The organism is Streptomyces sp. NPDC005496 (assembly GCF_042872045.1).
GTDB lineage: Bacteria > Actinomycetota > Actinomycetes > Streptomycetales > Streptomycetaceae > Streptomyces.
This window is the reverse complement of record NZ_JBIAJQ010000003.1, coordinates 301,192-327,081: the sequence shown is the minus strand read 5'-3', so window position 1 is coordinate 327,081 and position 25,890 is coordinate 301,192. Positions and strand designations below refer to the sequence as shown.

General features: G+C 71.3%; 29 protein-coding genes and 1 pseudogene. 13 read left to right on the top strand and 17 right to left on the bottom strand.

Annotated elements, in window-relative coordinates; all coding sequences use genetic code 11:
* Positions 1-449: 449 nt before the first annotated feature.
* Positions 450-1,202: an SDR family oxidoreductase gene (locus ACFYQQ_RS10155; RefSeq protein ID WP_355782976.1), complete on the bottom strand. Its 753-nt coding sequence runs from the start codon at positions 1,200-1,202 to the stop codon at positions 450-452.
* 88 nt (positions 1,203-1,290) lie between these two features.
* Between ACFYQQ_RS10155 and ACFYQQ_RS10150 the strand changes: the two genes are divergently transcribed.
* Positions 1,291-1,974, top strand: a complete 684-nt coding sequence (locus ACFYQQ_RS10150; RefSeq protein ID WP_388904393.1) for a TetR/AcrR family transcriptional regulator — start codon at positions 1,291-1,293, stop codon at positions 1,972-1,974.
* 477 nt (positions 1,975-2,451) lie between these two features.
* Positions 2,452-3,918, top strand: coding sequence for a PAS domain-containing sensor histidine kinase (locus ACFYQQ_RS10145; RefSeq protein WP_355782983.1), 1,467 nt, complete (start codon positions 2,452-2,454; stop codon positions 3,916-3,918).
* A gap of 304 nt (positions 3,919-4,222) precedes the next feature.
* Here ACFYQQ_RS10145 and ACFYQQ_RS10140 read toward each other — a convergent pair whose 3' ends face one another.
* The gene (locus tag ACFYQQ_RS10140) at positions 4,223-4,480 is read right to left on the bottom strand and encodes a WhiB family transcriptional regulator (protein ID WP_016639615.1); all 258 of its coding nucleotides are present in this window, start codon (positions 4,478-4,480) and stop codon (positions 4,223-4,225) included.
* A 319-nt stretch (positions 4,481-4,799) separates the two neighbouring features.
* Complete coding sequence (locus ACFYQQ_RS10135; protein ID WP_355782980.1) at positions 4,800-5,768, bottom strand: diacylglycerol kinase family protein; 969 nt, start codon at positions 5,766-5,768, stop codon at positions 4,800-4,802.
* Positions 5,769-5,938: 170 nt separating this feature from the next.
* Here ACFYQQ_RS10135 and ACFYQQ_RS10130 point away from each other — a divergent pair, with 170 nt between their 5' ends.
* Positions 5,939-6,388, top strand: a complete 450-nt coding sequence (locus ACFYQQ_RS10130; protein ID WP_356168566.1) for a hypothetical protein — start codon at positions 5,939-5,941, stop codon at positions 6,386-6,388.
* 70 nt (positions 6,389-6,458) lie between these two features.
* Here ACFYQQ_RS10130 and ACFYQQ_RS10125 read toward each other — a convergent pair whose 3' ends face one another.
* From ACFYQQ_RS10125 to ACFYQQ_RS10115, 3 genes are all read right to left on the bottom strand, one after another.
* On the bottom strand, positions 6,459-7,556 hold the full coding sequence (locus tag ACFYQQ_RS10125; RefSeq protein ID WP_356168569.1) for an RNA polymerase sigma factor SigF: 1,098 nt from the start codon (positions 7,554-7,556) through the stop codon (positions 6,459-6,461).
* Positions 7,553-7,966, bottom strand: coding sequence for an anti-sigma regulatory factor (locus ACFYQQ_RS10120; RefSeq protein ID WP_121405906.1), 414 nt, complete (start codon positions 7,964-7,966; stop codon positions 7,553-7,555). Before ACFYQQ_RS10120 ends, ACFYQQ_RS10125 begins: the two co-directional genes overlap by 4 nt.
* Before the next feature lie 260 nt (positions 7,967-8,226).
* Positions 8,227-8,487 carry a UBP-type zinc finger domain-containing protein gene (locus ACFYQQ_RS10115; RefSeq protein ID WP_355782935.1) on the bottom strand — a complete coding sequence of 87 codons (261 nt, stop codon included), beginning with the start codon at positions 8,485-8,487 and terminating at the stop codon, positions 8,227-8,229.
* Positions 8,488-8,549: 62 nt separating this feature from the next.
* On the opposite strand from ACFYQQ_RS10115, the gene ACFYQQ_RS10110 reads away from it, so the two are divergent.
* A complete protein-coding gene (locus ACFYQQ_RS10110) occupies positions 8,550-10,145 on the top strand; it encodes a Na+/H+ antiporter (protein WP_355782932.1) in 1,596 nt (531 codons plus the stop codon).
* A 19-nt stretch (positions 10,146-10,164) separates the two neighbouring features.
* Here the strand turns inward: ACFYQQ_RS10110 and ACFYQQ_RS10105 are convergent, their stop codons facing one another.
* The 3 genes from ACFYQQ_RS10105 to ACFYQQ_RS10095 form a co-directional block, all read right to left on the bottom strand.
* Complete coding sequence (locus tag ACFYQQ_RS10105) at positions 10,165-11,100, bottom strand: pyridoxal-phosphate dependent enzyme (RefSeq protein WP_355782929.1); 936 nt, start codon at positions 11,098-11,100, stop codon at positions 10,165-10,167.
* A gap of 52 nt (positions 11,101-11,152) precedes the next feature.
* On the bottom strand, positions 11,153-11,743 hold the full coding sequence (locus ACFYQQ_RS10100; protein ID WP_355782926.1) for an N-acetylmuramoyl-L-alanine amidase: 591 nt from the start codon (positions 11,741-11,743) through the stop codon (positions 11,153-11,155).
* A gap of 177 nt (positions 11,744-11,920) precedes the next feature.
* Positions 11,921-12,154 carry a hypothetical protein gene (locus ACFYQQ_RS10095; protein ID WP_355782923.1) on the bottom strand — a complete coding sequence of 78 codons (234 nt, stop codon included), beginning with the start codon at positions 12,152-12,154 and terminating at the stop codon, positions 11,921-11,923.
* A 208-nt stretch (positions 12,155-12,362) separates the two neighbouring features.
* Here ACFYQQ_RS10095 and ACFYQQ_RS10090 point away from each other — a divergent pair, with 208 nt between their 5' ends.
* The 7 genes and pseudogenes from ACFYQQ_RS10090 (at position 12,363) to ACFYQQ_RS10060 (ending at position 18,321) form a co-directional block, all read left to right on the top strand.
* Positions 12,363-13,769 (top strand): family 2B encapsulin nanocompartment shell protein, encoded by a 1,407-nt coding sequence (locus tag ACFYQQ_RS10090; protein ID WP_355782920.1) that lies wholly within the window; start codon positions 12,363-12,365, stop codon positions 13,767-13,769.
* 126 nt (positions 13,770-13,895) lie between these two features.
* Positions 13,896-15,026, top strand: a complete 1,131-nt coding sequence (locus ACFYQQ_RS10085; RefSeq protein ID WP_388904159.1) for a family 2 encapsulin nanocompartment cargo protein polyprenyl transferase — start codon at positions 13,896-13,898, stop codon at positions 15,024-15,026.
* A 297-nt stretch (positions 15,027-15,323) separates the two neighbouring features.
* Complete coding sequence (locus ACFYQQ_RS10080) at positions 15,324-15,920, top strand: GNAT family N-acetyltransferase (protein WP_355794038.1); 597 nt, start codon at positions 15,324-15,326, stop codon at positions 15,918-15,920.
* A 122-nt stretch (positions 15,921-16,042) separates the two neighbouring features.
* A complete protein-coding gene (locus ACFYQQ_RS10075) occupies positions 16,043-16,240 on the top strand; it encodes a hypothetical protein (protein WP_355794039.1) in 198 nt (65 codons plus the stop codon).
* A gap of 107 nt (positions 16,241-16,347) precedes the next feature.
* Positions 16,348-16,761, top strand: coding sequence for a YciI family protein (locus ACFYQQ_RS10070; protein WP_355794040.1), 414 nt, complete (start codon positions 16,348-16,350; stop codon positions 16,759-16,761).
* Between the two features lie 220 nt (positions 16,762-16,981).
* Positions 16,982-17,302, top strand: a pseudogene (locus ACFYQQ_RS10065) (DUF952 domain-containing protein); the annotation flags it as partial.
* Positions 17,303-17,814: 512 nt separating this feature from the next.
* Entirely contained in the window at positions 17,815-18,321 is a 507-nt protein-coding gene (locus ACFYQQ_RS10060; RefSeq protein WP_356168586.1) for a GNAT family N-acetyltransferase, read from the top strand.
* Here the strand turns inward: ACFYQQ_RS10060 and ACFYQQ_RS10055 are convergent.
* From ACFYQQ_RS10055 to sodN, 4 genes are all read right to left on the bottom strand, one after another.
* Complete coding sequence (locus ACFYQQ_RS10055; protein WP_355792288.1) at positions 18,258-19,016, bottom strand: VOC family protein; 759 nt, start codon at positions 19,014-19,016, stop codon at positions 18,258-18,260. The two genes, ACFYQQ_RS10060 and ACFYQQ_RS10055, sit on opposite strands and share 64 nt — an antisense overlap.
* A 100-nt stretch (positions 19,017-19,116) precedes the next feature.
* Positions 19,117-19,533 carry a VOC family protein gene (locus tag ACFYQQ_RS10050; RefSeq protein WP_355792291.1) on the bottom strand — a complete coding sequence of 139 codons (417 nt, stop codon included), beginning with the start codon at positions 19,531-19,533 and terminating at the stop codon, positions 19,117-19,119.
* A gap of 61 nt (positions 19,534-19,594) precedes the next feature.
* Positions 19,595-20,020 (bottom strand): helix-turn-helix transcriptional regulator, encoded by a 426-nt coding sequence (locus ACFYQQ_RS10045; protein WP_355792294.1) that lies wholly within the window; start codon positions 20,018-20,020, stop codon positions 19,595-19,597.
* A gap of 171 nt (positions 20,021-20,191) precedes the next feature.
* A complete protein-coding gene (gene sodN, locus ACFYQQ_RS10040) occupies positions 20,192-20,587 on the bottom strand; it encodes a superoxide dismutase, Ni (protein ID WP_023546844.1) in 396 nt (131 codons plus the stop codon).
* A 145-nt stretch (positions 20,588-20,732) separates the two neighbouring features.
* On the opposite strand from sodN, the gene sodX reads away from it, so the two are divergent.
* Positions 20,733-21,167 carry a nickel-type superoxide dismutase maturation protease gene (sodX, locus tag ACFYQQ_RS10035; protein ID WP_355792300.1) on the top strand — a complete coding sequence of 145 codons (435 nt, stop codon included), beginning with the start codon at positions 20,733-20,735 and terminating at the stop codon, positions 21,165-21,167.
* On the opposite strand, the gene ACFYQQ_RS10030 is transcribed toward sodX, so the two are convergent.
* Complete coding sequence (locus ACFYQQ_RS10030) at positions 21,071-21,700, bottom strand: CGNR zinc finger domain-containing protein (RefSeq protein WP_356168594.1); 630 nt, start codon at positions 21,698-21,700, stop codon at positions 21,071-21,073. The two genes, sodX and ACFYQQ_RS10030, sit on opposite strands and share 97 nt — an antisense overlap.
* A gap of 100 nt (positions 21,701-21,800) precedes the next feature.
* On the opposite strand from ACFYQQ_RS10030, the gene ACFYQQ_RS10025 reads away from it, so the two are divergent.
* Positions 21,801-22,580 (top strand): class I SAM-dependent methyltransferase, encoded by a 780-nt coding sequence (locus ACFYQQ_RS10025; protein WP_355786291.1) that lies wholly within the window; start codon positions 21,801-21,803, stop codon positions 22,578-22,580.
* 79 nt (positions 22,581-22,659) lie between these two features.
* Here ACFYQQ_RS10025 and ACFYQQ_RS10020 read toward each other — a convergent pair whose 3' ends face one another.
* Genes ACFYQQ_RS10020 through ACFYQQ_RS10010 form a run of 3 tightly spaced genes read right to left on the bottom strand, consistent with a single transcriptional unit; the run spans position 22,660 to position 25,370 of the window.
* Positions 22,660-23,451 (bottom strand): amino acid ABC transporter ATP-binding protein, encoded by a 792-nt coding sequence (locus ACFYQQ_RS10020; protein WP_356168598.1) that lies wholly within the window; start codon positions 23,449-23,451, stop codon positions 22,660-22,662.
* Complete coding sequence (locus ACFYQQ_RS10015) at positions 23,448-24,386, bottom strand: amino acid ABC transporter permease (RefSeq protein WP_355788310.1); 939 nt, start codon at positions 24,384-24,386, stop codon at positions 23,448-23,450. Before ACFYQQ_RS10015 ends, ACFYQQ_RS10020 begins: the two co-directional genes overlap by 4 nt.
* Before the next feature lie 30 nt (positions 24,387-24,416).
* A complete protein-coding gene (locus tag ACFYQQ_RS10010; protein WP_355788307.1) occupies positions 24,417-25,370 on the bottom strand; it encodes an ABC transporter substrate-binding protein in 954 nt (317 codons plus the stop codon).
* Positions 25,371-25,890: the final 520 nt, after the last annotated feature.

Sequence of the window (25,890 nt, the reverse complement as noted above, 5' to 3'; positions counted from 1 at the left end):
GCATGTGGTATAGACCAATCTAGCAGAGCCTCCCAACCAGAGTCGCGCGGAACGCGCCATCCCGCGCCGCCACCTGGCCCCCGCTTCGGCGCGGTCGCCAACAGCCCCGAGGGGCTCTTCACGCCCCGCCGGACCCCGCCCCTCTGTCGCGGTTAACGGCCACCCCGAGGGGACATGTCGCGCCCACGCCGGACCCGGCCACCCCCGGGGTCGCCGACCGCCCAGAGCGGCACCCCGCGCCCACGCCGGACCCGTCCACGCCACGTTCGCCGGCCGCCCCGAGGTGACATCCCGTGCCCTCACCGGACCCCGCCTCTGCGTCGCAGTCGCCGGCCACCCCGAGGAGTCGTCCCGCGCACAGGCCAGGCCCACACCGGCCCCACGCCAGGCCCGCCCGCCCTCAGCCCCAGTGAACTCCCGAGCCCGCACCCCACCGCCCATCCGACGCCCTACGTCAGCGAACCCCCCGTCGCATCCATCCGGTGACCCGTCACCCAGCGCCCCTCGTGTGACGCCAGGAACGCCACCACGTCCGCTATGTCCGCCGGGGCGCCCACCCGGCCCAGTGCCGATATCGAGGCGGCCTCTGTCCGGGCCTCGTCGCTGGAGCGCAGCCACTCGGACGTGTGGTCGGTCTCGACGATCCCGGGGGCGACCGTGTTGACCGTGATGCCGCGTGGGCCGAGCAGCTTGGACAGGTCGCGGGTGAGGACGTCCAGGGCGGCCTTGGTCATCGCGTACGCCATCTTGTCCGGCATCACCGCGGCCCGCGCCAGGCCCGAGGAGATGTTGACGACCCGCCCTCCGTCCCGCAGCCGGGTGAGGCCCAGCCTGGTGATGAAGTGCGGCGCTTTCACGTTCACCGCGAAGAGGCGGTCGTACTCCGCCTCCTCGATCCGGTCGAAGGCGTTCGACGTGCCGATGCCGGCGTTGTTCACCAGGATGTCCAGGCCGTCCGCCTGCCGGTCGAAGGCGTCCCAGAGCGCCTCCGCGTCCCCCGGCACGCCCAGCTCCACCCCCAGGGCGAACGCCGACCCGTCCGCCGCCTCGATCGCGGCCACCGTCTCCCGCGCCGCCGCCGCGTTGCTGCCGTAGTGCACGGCCACGCGCGCGCCGTCGCGTGCGAGCCGCTCGCTGATGCCCCGTCCGATACCCCTCCCGCCGCCCGAGACCAACGCCGTCCTGCCCGTGAGCGCGCCCATGCCGGACCCCCTTCGCATTTACCTAGCGGTCGCTACAGAAAAAAACCGTACAACAGCCCGCCGACATTTCTCTAGTACGCGCTATAAAATCCACTCCATGGTGAGCAGGCAGCAGGCGGGGCCGCGGGTCGGGCCCGAGGACGCGACGGCGGCGAAGCCCCGGATCGAGCGGAGCGCTCCGGCCAAGCAACGGGGGCGCCCCCGTTCCTTCGACCGGGAGACCGCGCTGGAGAAAGCGATCCTGGCGTTCTGGGAGCACGGCTACGAGGGGACGTCCGTCTCCGACCTCACCCGGGTCATGGGGATCGGGGCCCCGAGCCTGTACGCGGCCTTCGGCGACAAGCGCTCGCTGTTCGAAGAGGTCGTCCAGGAGTACGGCACGAGGTACGGGTCGTTCCCCGAGCGCGCCCTCGCCGAGGAGCCCACCGTCCGCGGCGCCGTCGAGCGGATACTGCGCGAGGCCGCGGCGGAGTACACCGACCCCGGCCGCCCGCACGGCTGCCTGGTGATCCACGCGGCGACCAACTGCACCTCGCCCGAGGTCGAGGGGTCGCTGCGGGAGCGGCGCAACGCCAACATCGCCGCCTTCGAGAGCCGGATAAGGGCGGGGATCGCGGCCGGTGAGCTGCCCGCCGGCACGGACGCCGCCGCCCTCGCCCGGCACACCGGAGCGGTGATCCAGGGCATGTCCCAGCAGGCCCGCGACGGTGCGACCCGCGAGGAGCTGGAAGCCCTCGCCGAACTCGCCATGGCAATCTGGCCGAGCTCCTGAGATCCGGCCCCCCGGGTGAACCCCGGCGGGCTACTCTGCGTGTAGGTCATCGAGAGATGTTGGATAAACAGACAGCGGCGAACATCCGCCAACGCATGGACAGCGGCGCATGGACGCAGGAATATGGTCTAGTCCACAATGCACAGGTCGAGCATGCCGACATCGACGTGACAGCATGTGAACGCACAGCCTCCGCCTTCCCCGCACAGGAAGGCGGACCGAGGAACCGGCGCTCTCTGCCCTGACTGCTCCGGCTCCTCTCCTTCGGCCGATCGGGACCGCACACCCCGTGGCCGTTGTTGCTCCGGGCTGCGGTGCCGGGAGGGTTGAGGGTCCCTCTCAGGCGCCGCGGCCCGCGGGTGTCTTCGGGGCCGGGAGCTCCGGGCCGCCACCGGGCGCGACACCACCGGACTCGTACGGGCATACGCTTTTCGGGCCCCGTCGTACACGGCGGGTACGCTCGCACACGTGCCCTCCATGAACGACCTCGTACGCCAGCACACGGCCCTCGACGACTCCGACCTCGAGTGGCTGCATCTGCTGGTCTCGGAGTGGCAGCTGCTCTCCGACCTCTCCTTCGCCGACCTCGTGCTGTGGGTCCCCACGCGCGACGGCACGCGCTACGTCTCCGTCGCCCAGATGCGGCCCAACACCGGCCCCACCTCGTACCAGGACGACATGGTCGGCCACCTGGTGCCGCGCGGCCGCCGCCCCATGCTGGACGCCGCCCTCGACGAGGGCCGGATCGTGCGCGAGGGCGACCCCGAGTGGCGCGAGGAGGTCCCGGTGCGGGTGGAGTCCATCCCCGTGCGCCGGGAGGGCCGGGTACTGGGAGTGATCGCCCGCAACACCAACCTCCTCACCGTGCGTACGCCGAGCCGGCTGGAGCTCACGTATCTGCAGAGCGCCTCCGACCTCGCCCAGATGATCGCCGCCGGCTCCTTCCCGTTCCCGGACCAGCAGGTCGACATGGACGCCTCGCCCCGGGTGGGCGACGGCCTGATCCGCCTGGACGCGGACGGCATCGTCCAGTACGCGTCGCCGAACGCCCTGTCCGCGTACCACCGGCTGGGCCTGGCCTCCGACCTGGTGGGTCACAACCTCGGCGTGACGACCGCCGAACTCGCCCCGTCCCGCGGCCCGGTGGACGAGGCGCTGGCCAAGGTCGCGAGCGGCTGGGCGCCCCGCGAGTTCGAGATCGAGAGCAGCGACGGCGTCATCCAGCTGCGTGCGATCCCGCTCAAACCGAAGGGCACTCGCGTCGGTTCGCTCGTCCTTCTCCGCGACGTCACCGAACTGCGCCGCCGCGAGCGCGAGTTGATCACCAAGGACGCCACGATCCGTGAGATCCACCACCGGGTGAAGAACAACCTGCAGACGGTGGCGGCACTCCTGCGGCTCCAGGCCCGCCGGATCGGCTCCGAAGAGGGCCGCGAGGCGCTCGAAGAGGCCGTCCGCCGGGTCGGATCGATTGCGATCGTGCACGAGACGCTCTCGCAGAACCTGGACGAGCGCGTGGAGTTCGACGAGATCGCCGACCGGGTGCTGGCGATGGTCGCCGAGATCTCGCCCGGAAAGGTCACCGGCCGGCGCACCGGACGCTTCGGCATCCTGGACGCCGAGGTCGCGACGCCGCTGTCCATGGTCCTCACCGAGATCCTCCAGAACGCCCTGGAGCACGGCTTCCGCGAGGGCGACCGCGGCACCGTCGAGGTCTCCGCGGTCCGCGGCGGCACCAGCAAGGAGGCCCGCCTCCTGGTCACCGTCCAGGACGACGGGGTCGGTCTGCCGGAGGGCTTCGACCCGCACAGCTCGGGCAACCTCGGCCTGCAGATCGTACGGACGCTGGTGGAGGGCGAGTTGGGCGGCACGTTCGACATGGTCCCGGCTCCCGAGCGCGGCACGCGGGTGATCCTGGACGTCCCGGTGCAGGCCAACAAGTAGGCGGGCGCCCCCTCTTCGGCCCCGGCCGGTGCCACCTCTTCACCCGTCGCTTACGCGAAGAGCACATCCGTGCGACGGGTCGTACGAGCAGATCGCGGGCGACCGGCCTCCTGGGTGGCCGCATACCGGGGAGCCGGCCCGTTGGAGGGGCCCGGAACAGCAGTGAGCCCCGGACCGTGGAACCGGTCCGGGGCTAAAGCTCGTTGCTATGCGCATCGGGGGTACTGCGCGCTGCGGCTCGATAGCGGGAGATGCGTACTCGCTGTACGCGCCGCCAAGCTGAGGCTCGTCGCGGGGGTGGGTGTCAGGCGGAGGCCTGACGGGCCCGGTTGCGGGCGGCGCGGCGCTTCATCGCGCGGCGCTCGTCCTCGCTGAGACCACCCCAGACGCCGGAGTCCTGGCCGGACTCGAGCGCCCACTGCAGGCACTGCTCCATAACCGGGCAGCGACGGCAGACGGCCTTGGCTTCTTCGATCTGCAGCAGCGCAGGACCGGTGTTGCCGATGGGGAAGAAGAGCTCGGGGTCTTCCTCGCGGCAAACGGCGTTGTGACGCCAGTCCATGGCTGCTACCTCTCCTTGGTATTACATGCGGATTGCTTGTGAATGTGAACGCTTTCACGAATCCCTCAACAAGTGAAGGGCCGAGCGTCAGACGGACTGACGTGGTCCTGTGGGTTGAGGAGGGATTCGGACTCTCTGTGGGGGCCGATGTTGCGGGCCGCCCCGAGCGCCACGTAGAGACTCGCAAACCTCAGCGGCGGATACAACCCCTTCCGGAAAGTTTTTTTTGATTCCTCGGTGTCGACTAGGTCACAGCCGTACTTCCATGGGGTGGACCCTGGCCTAAACGTTCGAGTGAAAGGACTTTGGCCCCTTCCACTCACACAATCACACGCAGTGCACGGCGTACGCCTGTGAACGTCACGCTCGTTCGCAGCCCGAGGTGGTCACCGTCCATCTGCAGGGGCAACGGCACCTTCGAATGCAAGGTGAAGTCCGTCAAGTCGTGCAGGGACACGGCGTGCTTTCCGCGGGGGCCCCGCTCGGGGGACGAAGTGAGCAACTGGGTGGCATACCGGGCAACCGAGGCCGTGGACATGCGGCTGAGGCCCAGTACGTCGAGTCCGGTATCGAACGAGGCCTTAGGTGACGCGTACACCGGACGATTGCCGAGAAACGTCCACGGCGAGGTGTTGCAGATGATGGACAGCACCAGATCGGTGACCGGGTCCTGCCCGGGGCGCTCCAGTGTGATCGTCCCGTGTCTGCGGTGAGGTTCGTCCAGAAACTGCCGTAGCACCTGGCGCAGATACAGCGCATGAGTGGAGCGCCTGCCGCGCTCGCGCTGCTGCTCGACCCGTCCGACCACACCCGCGTCGAAGCCGAGCCCCGCGCAGAACGTGAACCAGCGCGCCGGTGCCGCCTCGTCCTCCGTGCCAGGGGTGCCGGCGGCCAGACCGAGCCCGACCGTGCGTTCCCGTTTCTCCCGCAGGGCGTCCAGCAGGGCTCCGGTCGCCTCGACCGCGTCGTTCGGCAGGCCGAGGGCGCGGGCGAAGACGTTGGTGGAGCCGCCCGGGACCACCGCGAGGAGGGGGAGGCGGTCCGGGTCGGGGCCGTGGTGGAGCAGACCGTTCACGACCTCGTTGACCGTGCCGTCGCCGCCGAGGGCCACGACCAGCTCGATGTCCTTGCTCTCCGCGGCCTGCCGCCCGAGGTCCCGGGCGTGCCCGCGGTACTCGGTGGTGACCGCGTCCAGCTTCATCTCACTGGCCAGTGCGTGGATGAGCACGTCGCGCGTACGCGCACTCGTGGTGGTTGCCGCCGGATTGACCACGAGAAGTGCACGCATGCGATGCAGCGTACCTACTGGGTGGTACCCGACCCAGACCGAGGTGCGGATCCGGTGAAAGATCGGGACGACGGCGCGTACCCGGGGCGGGCCAGGGGAGCCGTGCGCCGGGGCGCGGAGCGGGCACCCGGGCCCCTCGGCGGCCGGTGGCCCCGGGCTACTCTTCAGGGGTGAGTCCTGAGCAGAACACCGCCCCCGACCTCTCCACCGCCGAACCCCGTCCGGGACGGCTGACCGCCGCGGCGGCGCTGGCCGCTCTGGAGGGTCTGGCCCTGGTGGCGGGGGGCGTCTACATCGTCGTACTGGGCCTCACCGGGGACACGGACGACCGCCGACAGGCCGTCACCGGCGGCATCACCCTGATCGCCCTCGCGCTGCTGCCGCTGCTGGCCGCGCGCGGTCTGCTGCTGCGCCGCGGCTGGAGCCGGGGCCCGGCGGTGATCACGCAGGTCATGGCCCTGCCGGTGGCCTACAGCCTGCTCCAGGCCGACAGTATGGCCATCCCCGCCGGGATCGTGCTCGCCGTCGTCGCGGTCGTGGCGCTGGTGCTGCTGCTGAACCCCGCGACGACCCGCGCGCTCGGCATCCGGGGGCCGGGCGGCTCGCGGGACGAGAAGTGAGCGCCCCGGCCGGCTGCCGCTGAGCCCCGCCCACCGCTCCTCGGTCCACTCCTGATCGGAGCGGACCGGCCTACTCCTCGACGAGGAGCTTCTCCCGGAGCTGGGCCAGGGTGCGGGCCAGCAGGCGCGAGACGTGCATCTGCGAGATGCCGACCTCCTGCGCGATCTGGGACTGGGTCATATTGCCGAAGAAGCGGAGGAGCAGAATCCGCTTCTCCCGGGGCGGGAGGTCCTCCAGCAGCGGCTTGAGGGACTCGCGGTACTCCACACCCTCCAGCGCCTCGTCCTCGGCGCCGAGCGTGTCCGCGACGGCCGGGGACTCGTCGTCCGTGTCGGGAACGTCCAGGGACAGCGTGGAGTACGCGTTGGCGGACTCCAGGCCCTCCAGGACCTCCTCCTCCGAGATGGCCAGCTTCTCGGCCAGTTCGTGCACCGTGGGGGAGCGGCCGTGCTGCTGCGAGAGCTCCGCGGTCGCCGTGGTCAGCGCGAGGCGCAGCTCCTGAAGGCGCCGCGGCACCCGCACCGCCCAGCCCTTGTCGCGGAAGTGGCGCTTGATCTCGCCCACGACCGTCGGTGTCGCGTACGTGGAGAACTCGACGCCGCGCTCGGGGTCGAAGCGGTCCACCGACTTGATCAGGCCGATCGTGGCGACCTGGGTCAGGTCGTCCAGCGGCTCGCCGCGGTTGCGGAAGCGGCGGGCCAGGTGCTCGACGAGCGGCAGATGCATGCGGACCAGTTGGTTGCGCAGCTCCGCGTACTCGGCACTGCTGTCGCTCAGCTTGCGCAGCTCGATGAACATCAGCCGCGCCCCGCTGCGGTCCTGGGGGTCGTGCCGCGTGTGCTGGGCGCTCGGCCCGTGCTGCGCGCCCTGCACGCTCTGCTCCGCGTCTCGCTCGTGCTCGCTCATAGTCCCGCCCGTCACCATTCCCCGAGCTCCCGGCTCTTCCCCCAAGGTCGCGGCCGCGCCGGAGCCGGGTGGCCCCCCGGGCCGGGACGCCTGGGGCACCGCCGGGAGGGTGTCGTCCTCCGGATGCGGCCGGGCCTGCTCGGGGATGCCGTCGACGCCGGCCGCCAGAGGCCGCGGCCCGCCGGGGCCACCGATGCCCTCGGCGGGAAGTTCCCGTGTGCCGCGCTTGTCGTCCCGCACCGGCCCGTCCCCGTTCCTCACGCCGGCCCGGGTCCCGCGCCGCGCTTCTTGTAGAGACTGATCGAAACGGTCTTGTCTTCGGCGACGGAGGAGTCGACCTGGCCCGCGAGGGCCGAGAGGACGGTCCAGGCGAAGGTGTCCCGCGAAGGGGCGTGACCGTCCGTGGTCGGCGCCGAGACGGTGACCTCCAGTGAGTCGTCGACGAGTCGGAAGACACAGCTCAGCACGGAGCCGGGGACGGCCTGCTGCAGCAGGATCGCGCAGGCCTCGTCGACCGCGATGCGCAGGTCCTCGATCTCGTCGAGGGTGAAGTCCAAACGCGCCGCGAGTCCGGCCGTGGCCGTACGCAGCACCGACAGGTAGGCACCCGCAGCCGGCAGCCGGACTTCGACGAAGTCCTGGGTCGCGGGCTCGCCTGCGATCTGGGACACCCTCACCTCCAAGGTGGTACAAGCTCTTTCAGGGGCCGAGGGTGTGACCCCCCGGGGTAACGCGATGACCGATACGTGGTTCAGCGGTGACGCTATCGCGCTCCCAAGTCCCTTGTCCCGGGGACCCCGCCCCCGTGCTGTCACTCATAGTAAGCCTATGAGTACGGACAGTGGCTAGGGGTCTGCGGCCCCAAATAGGAAGAGCGCGCGCCGGGTTGACGTACCCAGGCCTCAGACCGTCGAACCGTTCCGGTCCAGGGTCACACGAGTACGTGGTCCACGAAGCACCAACGCCAGCTCTCGCCGGGTTCGAGCGTACGCATCACCGGGTGGCCGGTCTCCTGGAAATGCCCGTCGGCGTGCCGGAGCGGCGAGGAGTCGCAGCAGCCCACATGGCCGCAGCTCAGGCACTGGCGCAGCTGCACCGGATGCGTACCGGCGGCCAGGCACTCGAGACAGGTCTCGCTCAGGGCCGCGGGCTCGGGGTGCGGCAGCGCGTCGGAGTGCGTGCACTGTTTCATGATTGCCAGGTTACGACGGGTGTGCGGGAAGCCGCGCGGAATCCGAGGGCGGGCTGAGGACGATGGATGTTTTGCCACTGCTGATGCTGGTGGCGGGCAGTGCGGCGGTCGCGGGGGCCGCCCGGCGTACGCCGGTGCCCGCCCCGCTGCTGCTGGTCGCGGCCGCACTGCTGATCTCCTACGTCCCCGGGGTGCCCGACTACACGCTCGAACCCGACGTGGTGCTGCCGCTGCTGCTGCCGCCGCTCCTGTACACGGCGGCGGCGGACAGCTCCTATCTCGACCTGCGGGCGCAGATGCGGCCGGTCGCCCTGCTGTCGGTCGGCTACGTCCTCTTCGCGACCGTCGTCGTGGGGTACGCCGCGTACCTGATCGTGCCGGGCCTGCCGCTGACGGCCGCGCTGGTGCTCGGCGCGGTGGTGGCGCCGCCGGACGCCGTCGCGGCGACGGCGGTGGCACGCCGGGTGGGGCTGCCGTCGCGGATCACCACGATCCTTCAGGGCGAGTCCCTGGTGAACGACGCCACCGCGATCACCGCCTTCAAGGTGGCCCTCGCGGCCGCGGTCGGCGAGGGCGCGACCTGGGCGGGCGGCCTGCGCGAGTTCCTGGTGGCAGCCGTCGGCGGCGTGGTCGTCGGACTCGTGCTGATGGTGCCTCTGCACTGGCTGCGCACGCACCTCGGGGAGGCGCTGCTCCAGAACACGCTCTCGCTGCTGATCCCCTTCGTCGCGTACGGGGTCGCCGAGCAGGTGCACGCCTCCGGGGTGCTCGCCGTGGTCGTCGTCGCCCTGTACCTCGGCCACCGCTCCTGGGAGGTCGACTTCGCCACCCGCCTCCAGGAGGAGGCCGTGTGGAAGATGGTCGCCTTCATCCTGGAGTCGGCCGTGTTCGCCCTCATCGGACTCCAGCTGCCCGTGGTGCTGAAGGGGCTCGGGGCGTACGAGGGGGGCCGGGCCGCCTGGTACGCGGTGGCGCTGTTCCTCGTGGTGGTCGCCACCAGGTTCGTGTGGGTGTACCCGGCGACGTACGTGCCCCGGATGATCTCCGCGCGCGTCCGGGGCCGTGAGGCGGACCCCACCTGGAAGGCGCCGTTCGTGATCTCCTGGGCCGGGATGCGGGGGGTGGTGTCCCTCGCCATCGCCTTCTCGATCCCGCTGACCATGCACGACGGCGGCGGGTTCCCCGGGCGCAACCTCATCCTCTTCCTGACCTTCACCACGGTCATCGGGACGCTGGTCGTCCAGGGGCTCACCCTGCCGCCGCTGATCCGGCTGCTGAAGCTCCCGGGCCGGGACCAGCAGGCCGAGACGCTCGCGGAGGCCAACGCGCAGGCCCAGGCGTCCCGGGCGGCCGAGAAGCGGCTCGACGAACTTCTCGTCGACGAGCGCAACGCCCTCCCCGGACCGCTCGCCGACCGGCTGCGCAGCGTCCTGGAGCGGCGCCGCAACGCCGTCTGGGAACGGCTCGGGGCGGTCAACCCGACCACCGGGGAGACCCAGGACGACACCTACCGTCGGCTCTCGCGGGAGATGATCAGCGCCGAGCGCGAGGTCTTCGTGAAGCTGCGCGACCTGCGCTACATCGACGACGAGATGCTGCGGAGCCTGCTGCGGCGGCTGGACCTGGAGGAGGCGGCGGCCTTCCGGGAGACGCAGTGAGATGTGCCGCGCGGGCGGTTCAGGCGAGCGGTGTGCCGGTGATCACGGCGGCCACCGTCGTCCCGCGCGGGAAGGCGCCCTCGTCCGCCAGGGCGACAAGTCCGTAGAGCGTCTTGGCGACATAGAGACGCTCGACGGCCAGTCCGTGGCGCTGCTCGAAGTCCGCGGCGAAGCGGTCGAGTTCCGGAGTCGTACGCGCGTAGCCGCCGCAGTGGAAGCGGTCGTCCAGGGACCAGTCGCCCCGGGGGCCGCCGAAGGCCTCCCGCTGGAGGGCCCGCACGTCACCGCCGAGGAAGCCGCCTCTCAGGACCGGTATCCCCAGGGCGCGGCAGCCCGGCGCGAGCCCCGCGGCGAGGCCGGCCAGCGTGCCGCCGGTGCCGCAGGCGACGGCGACCACGTCGGCGTGGGCGTCCAGCTCCTCGCCGAGCGCCCGGCAGCCGCGTACGGCGAGGGAGTTGCTGCCGCCCTCCGGCACCACGTACGCGTCCTCGGCGCCGGCCGCGCGCAGGAGAGCGGCCAGCGTCTCCGGCTCGCTCTTGCGGCGGTACGTCGGCCTGTCGACGAAGTGCAGCCGCATGCCGTCCGCGGCACACCGGGCGAGCGAGGGGTTGAGGGGACGTCCGGCCAGCTCGTCGCCGCGGACCACACCGACGGTGGGCAGGCCCAGGAGACGGCCGGCCGCGGCCGTCGCCCGCAGGTGGTTCGAGTACGCGCCGCCGAAGGTGAGCAGCGTGCGGCCCGCCGCCGCCGTCAGGTTCGGCACGAGCTTGCGCCACTTGTTGCCGATCAGCTCCGGGTGGATCAGGTCGTCCCGCTTGAGCAGCAGCCGCACGCCGTGCCGCGCCAGCCGCGCGTCCGCGGCCTCCTGGAGCGGCGACGGCAGCCGCGGGCGCAGTCCGGCGGGGGAGAGCGCCTCGGGGCGGTCGGAGCTGGTCACCCCGCCATTGTCGGACATCTGTACGGCAGCGGGCTCGCGGGCGGACCCCGCCGCCGGCGACCGGGTCAGGTCACTTCAGGCGGTCGCGGACGCGCTCGCGCAGGGAGGCCATCTTGAACCCCCGCGGATCCACCTTGCCGGGCTGCCACTCCAGATGACCGACGACGGAGCGCTCGGTCCAGCCGTGGTGACGGCAGATGGCGGCCGAGACCCGCTCGACGGCGTCGAGCTGCTCCGCCGGCCACGGGTCCTCGCCGTCGCCTAGGTTCTCGCACTCGAAGCCGTAGAAGTGGCGGTTGCCGTCGGTGTTCGCCTCGTTGTCCGGCGGGAGCGCCTTCTCGGCGATCACCGCGCGCAGGACGTCGTCGTCCCCGAGACCTGCGTGGTTGGCGCGCCCGTAGCCGACGAGGTGGACGACGCCGTCCTTGGTGATCACGCCGTGGCACAGGGGCCCCGGCAGATCCGGGTGGCCGACGCGGCACATCTCGACCGTGCGCGCGGCACCCGAGGTCACGGTGTGATGGATCATGACGCCGTGCACCGGCCCCCAGGGGCCCTTGTGATTGCGGTTGTGGTGCTCCCAGTCGCCGACCTCGACGACGGTGACGCCTTCCGCTCTGAGCCGGTCCAGGAAACGCCGGGCGGACATGGGTGGGGCCACGACTGCCCCCTTCGCTGCGCGACGACCGCCCGTCGCGACCGCCTCGTACGGTGCTTGTACCCGTGACGAGATGGCCGGGACCAGCCGTTCGCACAGCGTGCGAGCCGAACCGGTCATCGGGGCGCGACGGCGATGACCAGCGATGATCGACCCTGTCCCGGATCGATCGACGGGCGATCAACTACGCAGGAAAGCGTCCCCGTTTGACGCGATGTGACTCTCCAGCGCCTGGAGTGCCTGCCGCGTCGCCTCGGGGGAACCGCTGCCGCGCCGCTCCGCGTAGTACGCGGCGCCCAGTCTCTTCAGCAGATCGCCGCCCGCGCGCTGCGCCTGCACGTCGTCGATCTTCTGCCTGCCCTGCGTCAGGCCGCGCTGCGCCTGCTCCTTCGCGCGGTCCAGAAAGCCCGCCATGGCCCTCTCCCGTCCTTGGTCGTCCGTCGAGGGTGTGGTCGGGAGATCAAACGGTTGGCTGGATCTCGGAGTTCCCCGGGTCACGTGCCGCACCCCATGCCCAGCCGTCGCAGAGTCCATTCCCGCTCATTCGTGTAATAGCACCAACACGCTGCGTGATGGAAGGCTTGTCCTCGCAGATCAGTGCACGACCAGGAGGGCAATTTTCATGTCGGTAGGCGAAGAGGTCCGCGCGGGTCAGGACAGGCCGCAGCAGAGTCTCGGCACAACGGCCGCGCGGAACCTGGCCACCACGACCAAGTCCGCGCCGCAGATGCAGGAGATCAGCTCGCGCTGGCTGCTGCGCATGCTGCCCTGGGTGAACGTGCAGGGTGGTACGTACCGGGTGAACCGGCGGCTCAGCTACTCGGTGGGCGACGGCCGCGTGACGTTCGTGAAGACCGGTGACCAGGTGCGGGTCATCCCCGCGGAGCTCGGCGAGCTGCCGATCCTGCGGACGTTCGAGGACGAGGAGGTCCTCGGTGAGCTCGCCGCCCGCTGCCGGCAGCGGGAGTTCGAACCGGGCGCGGTCCTCACCGAGTTCGGCAGTCCGGCCGAGGGTGTCTTCCTCCTCGCGCACGGCCGGGTCGAGAAGGTCGGCACCGGGCCGTACGGCGACGACGCCGTCCTGGGGAACCTCGCGGACGGCGCGTACTTCGGCGAGCAGGCCCTGATCGACCCGGACGCCATCTGGGAGTACACGGCGCGCGCGGTCACCGCCTGCACCGTGCTCTTCCTGCCCCGCCAGGACCTCGAACAGGTCGCGGAGCGCTCCGAGTCGCTGAGCGGTCACCTCCGGGAGATGCGCTCCATCCCCCACCAGCGGACGAACAAGTACGGCGAGAAGGAGATCGACCTCGCGGCCGGCCACACCGGGGAGCCGGAGATCCCGGGCACCTTCGTGGACTACGAGTCCGCCCCCCGCGAGTACGAACTCAGCATCGCCCAGACCGTGCTGCGCCTGCACTCGCGCGTCGCCGACCTCTACAACCAGCCGATGAACCAGACCGAGCAGCAACTCAGGCTCACGGTCGAGGCGTTGAAGGAGCGCCAGGAGCACGAGCTCATCAACAACCGCGAGTTCGGCCTCCTCAACAACTGCGAGTACGACCAGCGGCTCCAGCCGCACGACGGCGTCCCCAGCCCCGACGACCTCGACGAACTGCTCAGCCGCCGGCGCGGCACCAAGATGCTCCTCGCCCACCCGCGCGCGATCTCCGCGATCGGCCGCGAACTCAACAAGCGCGGACTCGTCCCTGAGACCGTCGAGATGGCGGGCAACCGCATCCCGACCTGGCGCGGAGTCCCGATCTTCCCGTGCAACAAGATCCCGGTCAGCGACGCCCGTACGACCTCGATCATCGCCATGCGAACCGGCGAGGCCGAACAGGGCGTCATCGGACTCCAGCAGTCGGGCATCCCGGACGAGATCGAGCCGAGCCTGTCGGTGCGCTTCATGGGCATCAACGAACAGGCGATCATCTCCTACCTGGTGACCGCCTACTACTCCGCGGCCGTCCTCGTGCCCGACGCGCTCGGCATCCTGGAGAACGTCGAGATCGGCCGCTGGCGGTGACCCCGGAGCGCACTGGACGCCGTGTCCCCGCCCCGCCGGGCGGGTACACCCCGGGGGTACGCGCCCAGTGCGCGCCGGAACAGCCACCGTCCGCCGGCTCTCCGAGGCGATCCCATGGGTGAGTTCATGACGGAGACGAAGCAGAGTCCGACCGAGACACTCGAAAGGCACCGCCCCATCGACAGGCAAGGGCCGCCCTCCACCGCTTCCGTCGGGAGGCAGCACCCACCGGGTGCGTCCGACGGGCAGGAGGCGGCGGCGATCCTGGAGCGCGCCCGGACGTCCGTCGACCCCGAGCTGCGCCGGGCCGTCGAGTCGCTGCCCGGCGCGATGCGCAGGACCGCGCTCTACCACTTCGGCTGGCAGCACGCGGACGGCACCCCGGCCGCGGGCAACGCGGGCAAGGCCATCCGGCCCGCGCTCGTGCTGACCGCGGCCCGGGCCCTCGGCGGGCGGGACACGGCGGCCGTACGGGCGGCCGCGGCGGTGGAGTTGGTCCACAACTTCTCGCTACTGCACGACGACGTCATGGACCGGGACACGACCCGCCGGCACCGGCCGACGGCCTGGACGGTGTTCGGGGACGCCGACGCGATCCTCGCCGGGGACGCGCTCCAGGCACTCGCCCTGCGCCTGCTCGCCGAGGATCCGCACCCGGCGTCCTCGGCGGCCGCCACCCGGCTCGCGGACTGCGTGATCGAACTGTGCGAGGGGCAGCACACCGACACGGCCATGGAGAGACGCGCTCCGGGGGAGGTCACCTTGGAGGAGTGCCTGGCCATGGCGGAGGCCAAGACGGGCGCGCTGCTCGGTTGCGCGTGCGCACTCGGCGGGCTGTACGCGGGCGCGGACGAGGAGGACGTCGAGGCACTGGACGCGTTCGGCCGGCAGGCCGGGCTCGCCTTCCAGCTGATCGACGACGTCATCGGGATCTGGGGGGACCCGGGCCGCACCGGCAAGCCGGCCGGGGCGGACCTCGTCGCCCGCAAGAAGTCCCTGCCCGTGGTCGCGGCGCTCGCCTCGGGCACCCCGGCGGCGGCAGAACTGGCCGAGCTGTACACGGCTCCCTACACGGAAGGGGATCTGGAGCGCACCGTGCTGGCCGTCGAGCGGGCCGGGGGCCGCGACTGGGCGCAGGCCCAGGCGGCCGACCGGATGGCCCGGGCGATGCACGAGCTGTCCCGGGCGGTCCCGGAGCCGGAGGCGGCGGGCGGCCTGCTCGCCCTGGCCGAGTTCGTGACCCGCCGCACCACCTGAGGGCCCGTCCGCCGCCGCGGTGGCGGACACCCGGGACCGTCGTCCACCGCCCCGGCGGCGGACACCCGGGACCGTCGTCCGCCGTGACGGGCGGCGCCCCGGGGACCGGCCCCCCAGAACCTCCGGGCCCGTACGGCACCTGACCTCCGTACGGGCCCGGGGCCCAGACCGAGACCCGCCGGCCTGGATCCCGGCCGGTGCGAACCCCGTGCACCCGGGTGCCCGGGGCCCGGGCACTGCCACCCACTAGGCTGAACCGCCGTACGCTGGACGGCTGTTGAGGCGAAGGGGCGGGACATGGGCGTGGCCATCAGGGCGGCCGGCAGGGGAGACCGCGAACTGATCGTGCGGCTGCTCGACGAGGCGTTCCGTGACGACCCGGTGAGCGGCTGGATCTTCCCCGACGAGACGTACCGCCGCGGCACGCATCCCAAGCTGATGGCGGCCTTCCTCGATATCGTGCTCGCCGAGGGCTGGGTCGACGTCACCGAGGACGGCACCGCCTGCGCGCTGTGGCTGTCGGTGCCGGCCGGAGCGGGGCACGAGGGCGAGGACGACGACGCCGCACTGCTGCGCGAGGCGGTCGACCCGGGCAACGAACGCGTCGAACTGGTCGGCCGCCTGACGAACGCGGCGCACCCCACCGACCGCGCCCACGCGTACCTGTGGATGATCGCCGTGGAACCGGGCCGGCAGGGCGAGGGCCTCGGTTCCGCGCTGATGCAGCCGGTCCTCGACCGCTGCGACCGGGAAGGTCTGCCCGCCTATCTGGAGGCGAGCAGCGCCCGCAGCCGCGCGCTCTACGAGCGGCTGGGCTTCGCCTTCACCGGCCGCGCGGTCGAGCTGCCGGACGGCCCGCTCATGTGGCCGATGTGGCGGGATCCACAGAGCTGACGGCCACCGGAAGGGCCCCGGACTCGCCTGCGGCGACCCGGCCCGCGCCCGCCCGTGAACGGCCTCGCGGCGGGGACGTACGGCAAGGAGCGCGGGTCCCCCTTTCGGCCTACCCTTGAAGCATGGGCACCGAAGAGCATGTCTGTTCCGTCTGCGGGCAGCCGGTCGCCACGGTCGTCAAACGCCACAAGACCCTGGGCGCCTGGGTCCCCACCTGGGTGGCCGGTCCCTGCCGGAACCCGGAGTGCGCGTCGCACTCCGGCGAGTCCGAGGAGGGGCACCGGGAGGCACCGGCCCGGCCCGTGTCCGACACGTCCTGAGAAACAGGCGCGCGGCCGTGTCGAGAAACCGGACCCGGCCCCGACGTCCCCTGTGAGAGCCGCCCCGCACCCGGGCGGCCTGGACCGGGAGACGAAGGAGCCGAGTCATGAAGTACCTGGTGATGGTGCAGGGCACCCAGGCCGACTACGAGGCGATGCAGGGCAAGCCCTCCGACACTTCCCCGGCCTGGAGCGAGCAGGAGATCCAGGCCATGTACGCGTACATGGGCGCGGTCAGCGACGACCTCTCCGAGTCCGGTGAACTCCTCGACGCCCAGGGGCTCGCCGAACCGGCCCGGACCCGGCTGGTCGCCGCCGGCAAGGACGGCGCGCCGGTGATCACCGACGGGCCCTACGGCGAGACCAAGGAAGTGCTGGCCGGCTACTGGCTCGTGGAGTGCGAGAGCCTGGACCGGGTCACCGAGATCGCCGCCCGCGTGACCCGCTGTCCGGGACCGGAGGGGGCCACCGACCATCCGGTGGTGATCCGGCCCGTCGGCGGCGACGCCGGGGACGTGTGACCCCGCCGCGCGGCGGACCGACCGAGATCGCGGACCTGCTGCGTCGGCGGGCGCCGCAGGTCTTCGGCGCGCTCGTCCGCCGGAACGGGCCCGTCGACGCGGCCGAGGACACCGTACGGGAGGCCCCGGCGGTCCGGCCACCGGCCGAGCGGTCCCCCAGCCTGCCGGAGCGGCCCTGTCCGCGGGGCGGGCCGCGGGGCCGAAGACGTAGCGTGGCGCCATGCCCGAACACCTGTTGCACATCACCGAGCGCTCCCTGTGGGACGCCGCCCGCGCCGCGGGCACCTACGAGATGTCCACCCGCGGCCGGACCCTCCAGGAGGAGGGCTTCATCCACTGCTCGCTGCGCCACCAGCTCCCGAGAGTGGCTAACTTCCTGTACGGCTCGTACACCGGGCCCGACGAACTGGTGGTCCTGGTGATCGACACCGGACGGCTCGGCGCGGAGGTCCGCCACGAGTCCCCGGAGCCCGGCGGCGAGGAGTTCCCTCACATCTACGGGCCGATCCCGGTGGAGGCCGTGGTGGACGTCGAGCCCTGGGACGCGGGTGCGGCACTGCCGCCGGCCGTGGACCTGGCCGCCCTGACCGCGCTCGCCGACGGGCATCACGCGCGCGCCGTAAGGGCGTTGGGCGTGCGGGAAAGCGCCGGGCACCTCCTGAAGGTGTACGCCGTCGAGGCGCCCGGGCGCGTGGTCGGCGACGACGAGGAGACGGCCGCGCTGCGGATCGCGGCGGACCAGCTGGCGCTGGGCGCGACCCGCGGGTCGCTGGGCCTCGCCGTCCTGCTGGTGCACGCGGGAGGCGACGGCGACTACGTCCTCGTGCACACCTGGGTCGAGGGGTACATGTCCGACCTCGCGGTGTTCGCCGGACCGGCCGGTGAGCCGGCGCTGCTGCGGCCCGGCAGGCAGGGGCTCGCCCCGTGCGTCTGGGAGGCGGCGGTGCTGGCCCACGAGCGGGGCGCGTTCGCCCGGCACGTCCTGGACGGCGAGGGTCCGCTAGCGCGCCGGCTGACCGCGTGGGGTGCCGACGTCCTGACGGGCGCGGTGCGGTGACCGGCACGCCACGGGTGCGGCGGGCGGTGCGCGAGGACCTCCCGCACGTGGCCGCGCTGGCCGCCGAGCACGCCGCTTACGAGCATGCCGGGCCGCCCGCCCCAGGACTGGCCGGCCGCCTCGAAGGGCTGCTGTTCGGAGTCGCGGCGCCCCGGCTGCGGTGCCTGGTCGCGGAGTCGGGCGACGGCGAGATCGTCGGCTACGCGACCTGCGCCCCCGAGCTGTCCACCTGGGACGGCGCGGAGTACCTGCACATGGACTGCCTCTTCCTGCGCGAGGGCCGGCGGGGCCTCGGCCTCGGCCCGCTGCTGATGGAGGCGGTGCTCGCGGAGGCGCGGACCCTCGGTCTCGGCGAGGTCCAGTGGCAGACCCCCCTCTGGAACGAGGGCGCGATCCGCTTCTACGACCGCCTCGGCGCCCGCGGCAGGGAGAAGCGCCGCTACTCGCTGCCTGCGGACGGGAGCCGCCCGCCGGTCTCCGGGTCACGGCCCGTCAGGCAGTAGGTGCCGCCCGCCGGGTCCCGCATCACCGTCCAGCCGGTCCCGCGGCCGACGGCGGTGGCGCCGAGCTCCTCGTGCCGGGCCCGTACCGCCTCGACGTCGGAGCAGGCGACGTCGAGGTGCGCGGAGGCGGGGCGCTCGGTGCCGAGGCGCTGGAGCAGGATGCGCACGGGCAGGTCCGCGGGCGGTTCGACGACGTGGAACTCCGGGAGCGTGCTCGGGCGGGACGTCCATCCCGTGAGAGCGCCCCAGAACGCGACCTCCGCCGCGTACACGGACGGCGCGAGGTCGAGGCACACCTGGTCGAGCCGGCTGGTCGCGCCCTCCGGGCCCCGCACCACGGGCGGCCGCACCGACTCCCCGAGCCAGGGCACCGCGCAGAACGCCTGCCCGGCCGGGGAGCGCAGCACGGTCCACTCCCCGTGGTCGGCGAGCACCTCCGCGCCCAGCTCACGTGCCGCCGCCACCAGCGCCGGGACGTCCTCGACGGCGAGGTCGAGATGCGCGCCGCCCTCGCCCGCGTCGACGCCCTGCGCCTTCACGCACGGGTCGGCCCCGTCGGGCAGCAGGGTCAGGAACTCGCCGCGGGGCGCGGAGGGACGCGTCCCGGTGACCGCCGTCCAGAAGTCGCGGGCCGTCCCGGCCCGCGCGGCGGGCCGGTCGACGAAGGCGTAGCTCCACCGGATCGGTTCGGTCATGGTGCGCGCTCCCTGTCGGACGGTTCGTACGTTCGTACGGTCCGTACCGTCTCCCGGAGCGCCCGGCCGCGCAACGACGTTTTCCGGTGCAGCGGCCGGCTCAGCCCTTGCGGGGCTCGTTGAAGCGCAGCAGGTTGCCCGCCGGATCGCGGAACGCGCAGTCCCGCACGCCGTAGGGCTGGTCCATCGGCTCCTGGATCACGTCGGCGCCGGAGGCGCGGACGCGTTCGAACAGGGCGTCGCAGTCGCCGGTGCGGAAGATGACCCCGCGCAGCACGCCCTTGGCGAGGAGCTCGGCCATCGCCTGCTTGTCCGCGGGCGAGGTGTTCGGGTCCGCGGCCGGCGGCTCCAGGACGATCTCCACGTCGGGCTGGAGCGGGGAGCCCACGGTCACCCAGCGCATGCCCTCGAACCCCACGTCGTTGCGCACCTCGAGACCGAGGACGTCGCGGTAGAACGCGAGCGCCTTGTCGTGGTCGTCGACGGCGATGAAGCACTGTGACAGTTTCAGATCCATGACGTCACGCTAGGCCCTGCCGTCCGTTTCGCGCCCGTGCCGCGTGCCGCGAGCTGGATCCTCAGAGCCACGTACCCGGTTCCGCCTCCGGCTTGCGGTGCCTGGTCGGACGGGTGAGGCGCTGCGCCACGCAGGAGGGGATCGGCGCCCCGTGGTCGTGCGGGCGGGCCCGGTACGCGCTCGGGGTCTCGCCCACCAGCTCGGTGAAGCGGGAGCTGAAGGACCCGAGCGAGGTGCACCCGACGGCGAAGCACACCTCGGTGACCGTGAGGTCGCCGCGCCGCAGCAGCGCCTTGGCCCGCTCGATGCGGCGCGTCATCAGGTACGTGTACGGCGTCTCGCCGAAGGCCGCGCGGAAACTGCGCTGGAAGTGCCCCGGCGACATCAGCGCGGTACGCGCCAGCTCGGCCACGTCCAGCGGTTGCGTGTATTCGCGGTCCATGCGGTCACGAGCCCGCCGCAGCCGCACCAGGTCCTCCAGCGTCACGCCCCCAGGATGGCACGGCGCGGCCCGCCCGGTCCCGGGCTTCGCGAGCCGGCCGCGGACCGGAAAGACCGCACCCGGTCCGCCTCGCCGCCGTTCGGGCGGTGTGCGGACCGGGTGCGGTCGAAAGACCGGGCGACGAAGAGATCGCAGGTCGGGGAGCGCGGCCGAGGATCAGGCCTTCTTGGTCTCCCAGAAGATCTTGTCGATCTGGGCGATGTAGTCCAGAGCCTTCTGGCCGGTGGCCGGGTCGGTCGACGCCTTGGCGGCCGAGAGGGCCTTGAGGGCGTCGTTGACCAGCTGGTGCAGCTCCGGGTACTTCTCGAAGTGCGGGGGCTTGAAGTAGTCGCTCCAGAGCACCGACACGTGGTGCTTGGCGAGCTCGGCGCGCTGCTCCTTGATGACCGTGGCGCGAGCCTGGAAGTGCGGGTCGTCGTTGCCGGCCATCTTCTCCTGGACGGCCTTCACCGACTCCGCCTCGATGCGGGCCTGGGCCGGGTCGTACACGCCGCAGGGCAGGTCGCAGTGCGCGCTGACCTTGACCTTGGGGGCAAACAGGCGGGAAAGCATTGAGCTGTCCTTCCTCGTGATCGTCTTCTCAGGTGGGACATTACTCCGTGCGGGACGGGATTTCGCGGGTGCCCCCATGGGCTTAGGACAAAAGTCCGGGGTGAGACTGAGACTGGTGGAGGATCGGACCGGGGAGGTGCCGGTGATGCCGGAACTGTCGCAGGACGGCGAGCGCGGGACGGCCGTGCTGCCCTTCGGGGTGGCCGAGGTGACGGGGCCGTCGATGGTGCCCACGCTCCACCACGGGGACCGCCTGGTCGTGCAGTACGGGGCTCGCGTGCGCCCCGGTGACGTCGTGGTGCTGCGGCATCCGTTCCAGCAGGACCTGCTCGTCGTCAAGCGCGCGGCGGAGCGGCGCGAGGGCGGCTGGTGGGTGCTCGGGGACAACGCGTTCGCCGGCGGGGACAGCACCGACTACGGCACGGTCCCCGAGGAACTGGTCCTGGGGAAGGTGCTCTTCCGCTACCGGCCGCCCAGGGACGGTCAGCGGTCGCCGCTCGCGCTGGCCCGCTGGGCGCTGTCCGCGGCGAGGCCCGTGCTTTCCGGCCGGTCCGCCTCCAGGCGCTTGCGGGCGCGGTAGGCGGCGACGTTGGCCCGGGTCGCGCAGCGGTCCGAGCAGTAGCGCCGGGAGCGGTTGGTGGAGGTGTCGAGGAAGGCGTTGCGGCAGGGCGCGGCCTCGCACAGGCCGAGCCGGTCGACGCCGTACTCGGTGAGGTGGAACGCCAGTCCCATGGCGGCGATGGCGGCGTAACCCGCGGTCACGTTCGAGGGGTGGTCCGCGAGGTGCATGTGCCACAGCGGGCGCCCGTTGTCGTCGCGGTGGTCGTGGCCCGAGATCTGCGGGCTCACGGGGAACTCCAGCAGCAGCGAGTTCAGCAGGTCCACGGCCAGCGTCTCGTCCCCGGAGTCCGCCGCCTCGAAGACCGCGCGCAGCCGGCCGCGCACCGAGCGGAAGCGGGTGACGTCCGCGTCCGTGGCGCGCCGGGCCGCGGACGCGTTGCCCGCGAAGAGGTCGCGGATGGCCTCGACCGAGGTGAGCGCGTCCTTGCCCCGGGCGGGTTCCTCGCTGTTGACGAGTCGTACCGCGTAATCCGAGTAATAGGCCAGTTCCACTTGTAGTCCTTACTGGAGCGCTCTATCGTCGTGGCTGCGGTCGGGTAAGAGATGACTGTGCTTACAGGGTATTACGCGGTGGAGTGGAGAAGGAGCGGCCATGACGAGCACGACCGGAACGGGCAGGGCGACGGCCGGAACCGACTGGCAGGCGTGGCAGGAGAGCTGGGACCGGCAGCAGGAGTGGTACATGCCCGACCGCGAGGAGCGGTTCCGGGTGATGCTCGACATGGTGGAGGCCCTCGTGGGCACCGCGCCGCGCGTCCTCGACCTCGCCTGCGGCACGGGCACCGTCACCGCCCGGCTCCTCGACCGGTTCCCGGACGCCCGCAGCACCGGCGTCGACCTCGACCCCGCCCTGCTCGCCATCGCCCGGGGCACCTTCGACGGGGACGACCGGGTCTCCTTCGTCACCGCCGACCTCAAGGACCCCGAGTGGCGGACGGCACTGCCGTACACGTCGTACGACGCCGTCCTGACCGCGACGGCCCTGCACTGGCTGCACTGCGAACCCCTCGCGGTCCTCTACGGGCAGATCGCGGAACTCGTCCGCGACGGCGGCGTCTTCATGAACGCCGACCACATGATCGACGAGTCCACGCCGAGGATCAACGCGGCGGACCGCGCCCGCCGGCACGAGCGGATGGACCGAGCCCGGCAGGACGGCGCCCTCGACTGGGCCCAGTGGTGGGAGCTGGCCGCCGCCGACCCGGTGCTCGCCGGGCCGACCGCCCGCCGCTTCGAGATCTACGGCGAGCACGCCGACGGCGACACCCCCTCCGCCGACTGGCACGCCCGCGTGCTGCGGGAGAAGGGCTTCGCCGAGGCGCGCCCGGTGTGGCGCTCGCCGTCGGACGCGCTGGTCCTCGCCCTGAAGTGAGGCCCGGCCCATGCGAAGGGGCGGTACGGAGACTTCCGTACCGCCCCTTTCGCGTGCGGCGTCCGCCGCGGCCGACCGGTCAGAGCACCTTCGACAGGAAGGACTGCGTCCGCTCGTGCTGCGGGTTCGTCAGGACGTCGCGCGGGTTGCCGGACTCGACCACGACACCGCCGTCCATGAAGACCAGCGAGTCGCCGACCTCCCGGGCGAAGCCCATCTCGTGCGTGACGACGACCATCGTCATGCCGGACTCGGCGAGGTCGCGCATGACGTCGAGGACGTCACCGACCAGCTCCGGGTCGAGCGCCGAGGTCGGCTCGTCGAAGAGCATCAGCTTCGGGTCCATCGCCAGCGCGCGGGCGATCGCCACACGCTGCTGCTGGCCGCCGGACAGCTGCGAGGGGTAGTTGCGCGCCTTGTCCGCGAGGCCCACGCGCTCCAGCAGCTGGCCCGCGCGCTCCCGCGCCTGGGCCCGGCTGATGCCCTTGACCTGCACCGGCGCCTCCATGACGTTCTCCAGCGCCGTCATGTGCGGGAACAGGTTGAAGCGCTGGAAGACCATGCCGATGTCCCGGCGCTTGAGGGCGACCTCGCTGTCCTTGAGCTCGTAGAGCTTGTCGCCCTTCTGCCGGTAGCCGACCAGCTCGCCGTCGACGTACAGCCGGCCGGCGTTGACCTTCTCCAGGTGGTTGATGCACCGCAGGAACGTCGACTTGCCGGAGCCCGAGGGTCCGATGAGGCAGAAGACCTCGCCGGACCTCACCTCCAGGTCGATGCCCTTGAGGACCTCCACGGGGCCGAAGGACTTGTGGACACCCTCGGACTTCACCATCGGGGTGGTGTCGTCCGCCTTGGTCACGTTCGCGGTCATGCCGCGCCTCCCTTCGGGCGGCCCAGCGACAGCAGGTTGGCCTTGATCTTCTGGAACGGGGTGGGCGGCAGGCTGCGGCTGGAACCGCGTGCGTAGTAGCGCTCCACGTAGTACTGCCCGACGCTGAGGACCGAGGTCATGATCAGGTACCAGGCGGCGGCGAGGAACAGCATCTCCACCGGTGCGCCGGAGGTCTGGCCGATGTCCTGGGCGTACCGGAAGAGTTCCGGATACTGGACCACCGAGACCAGCGACGTGGTCTTCAGCATGTTGATGACCTCGTTGCCCGTCGGCGGCACGATCACGCGCATCGCCTGCGGGATCACGATCCGGCGCAGCGTCTTGCTGTGGCTCATGCCGAGCGCGTGCGAGGCCTCGGTCTGGCCCTCGTCGACCGAGAGCAGACCGGCGCGGCAGATCTCCGCCATGTAGGCGGCCTCGTTCAGACCGAGACCCAGGAGCGCCGTCAGCAGCGGCGTCATGAAGCTCGACCAGTAGTCCTTGTAGATAGGACCGAGGTTGATGTACTCGAAGACCAGGCCCAGGTTGAACCAGATGATCAGCTGGACCAGCACCGGGGTGCCCCGGAAGAACCAGATGTAGAACCACGCGATGGACGACGTCACCGGGTTCTTCGACAGCCGCATCACGGCCAGCATGATGCCGCCGACGATGCCGATCAGCATCGACAGCACCGTCAGCAGGAGCGTCTTGCCGACGCCCGTGAGGATGCGGTGGTCGAAGAAGTAGTCCGGAACAGCGTTCCAGTTGATCTTGCCCTGGCCGAACGCGTAGATGATCGCGACGAAGATCGCGATCGCGATGACGGCGGAGACGTAGCGGCCGTAGTGCCGGACCGGAATGGCCTTGATGGCCTCCGGTCCGGCCGGGGGAGTGTCCCCGGGGCCCGTCTTCTTGTCGATGTCAGCAGTCACGGATGTTGCCTTTCAGCGCCGCTGTCGCGGTCACTTGCCGCCGTTGATCTCGGCCGACTTCACAGCGCCCGCGTCGACACCCCACTTGGAGATGACCTTGTCGTACGAGCCGTCCTTGATGATCGCGTCGAGCGCGGCCTTCAGGGCGTCCCGCAGCTGGGTGCTGGACTTGGCCACCGCGATGCCGTACGGAGCGGCCTCGACCTGGTCGCCGACGATCTCGAAGTCCTTGCCGCCGCCCGAGGTCTTCACCGCGTACGCGGCGACCGGGAAGTCGGAGGAGCCGGCGTCGGCGCCACCGGCGCGCAGCCGGGTCTGGGCCTGCTGGTCGTTGTCGTAGGCCTCGATGGTGATCTTCTTGCCACCGGTGCACTTCTTCGACTCGGCCTTGGCGAGGTCCTCGGAGACCGTGCCGCGCTGGAGGGCGATCTTCTTGCCGCACAGGTCGGACCAGGTCTTGATGCCCTGCGTCTTGCCCTTGGGCGTGTAGATGGAGACACCGGCGGTGAAGTAGTCGATGAAGTCGACGCCCTCGCCGACCTTCTTGCCGGTCTCGGAGTCGATGCCCTCCTGACGGTCCTTGGTGTCCGTCATGGCCGACATCGCCATGTCGTAGCGCTTGGAGCGCAGACCGGTCAGCAGGGTGTCGAAGGTGCCGTTCTCGAACTCGAACTTCACGCCGAGCTGCTTGCCCAGGGCGTCCGCGAGGTCGGGGTCGATGCCGACGGTCTTGCCCGAGTCGTCCTTGAACTCGACCGGCGCGTACGCGATGTCGGAGCCGACCTTGATGACGCCCTTGTCACGGATGGCCTGGGGGAGCTTGTCCGCCAGCGGGGCGGTGCTCGTCTTCGTGCTGTCCGACCCCGTGTCCTTGGTCTGGTCACCGCAGCCGGTGACGAGCAGCGCGCCGGCGACCGCGATCGCACCGACCGCTGCTATCCGGGACCGGGCGGCGGGGGTACGACGGGTGGAGCTTGCGGTCATGGTGGGTTCCTCCGGCGGATGAGGGAGTTGCCGATGGGTCGACGAGAACACACACCATCGGGTGTCGCGACCTCGTGTGATGACGGCATCTTGCCATTCGGACTTGCGCATTCAGGTGACTCGCTATGTCAAAATCGGATAACGGGTCACCGCCGGACCACACCATGCCGGTCCACCCGGGCCGGATCTTGTGCGGGAATCCCCCCTTCCGGCCGGAAGATCTTCGGTACTCCGCTCTTTGTGAGCGACCGCTTCTGCGCACTTGTGCGGCTTGAGGACCAAGCGAGGACTTGTCCACATATCCGGGCATGAGTCATGTCACGCGCGTGTGACCTTCGCACTATGGACTCGTCCGGGGCGTGGTCCGTCGGGTAAGAAGGTTCCTTACACCCCTCATCCGGGGCTCAGGGCGCGTGTGCGGCGCGCCCGTCGCGTATACGCCCGTACGCAACCACGGCGGCAGGGCATACGCGGTGCCCGCCCACGCCTCAACCAGGAGTGGTCACCCTCAAACCTTGAA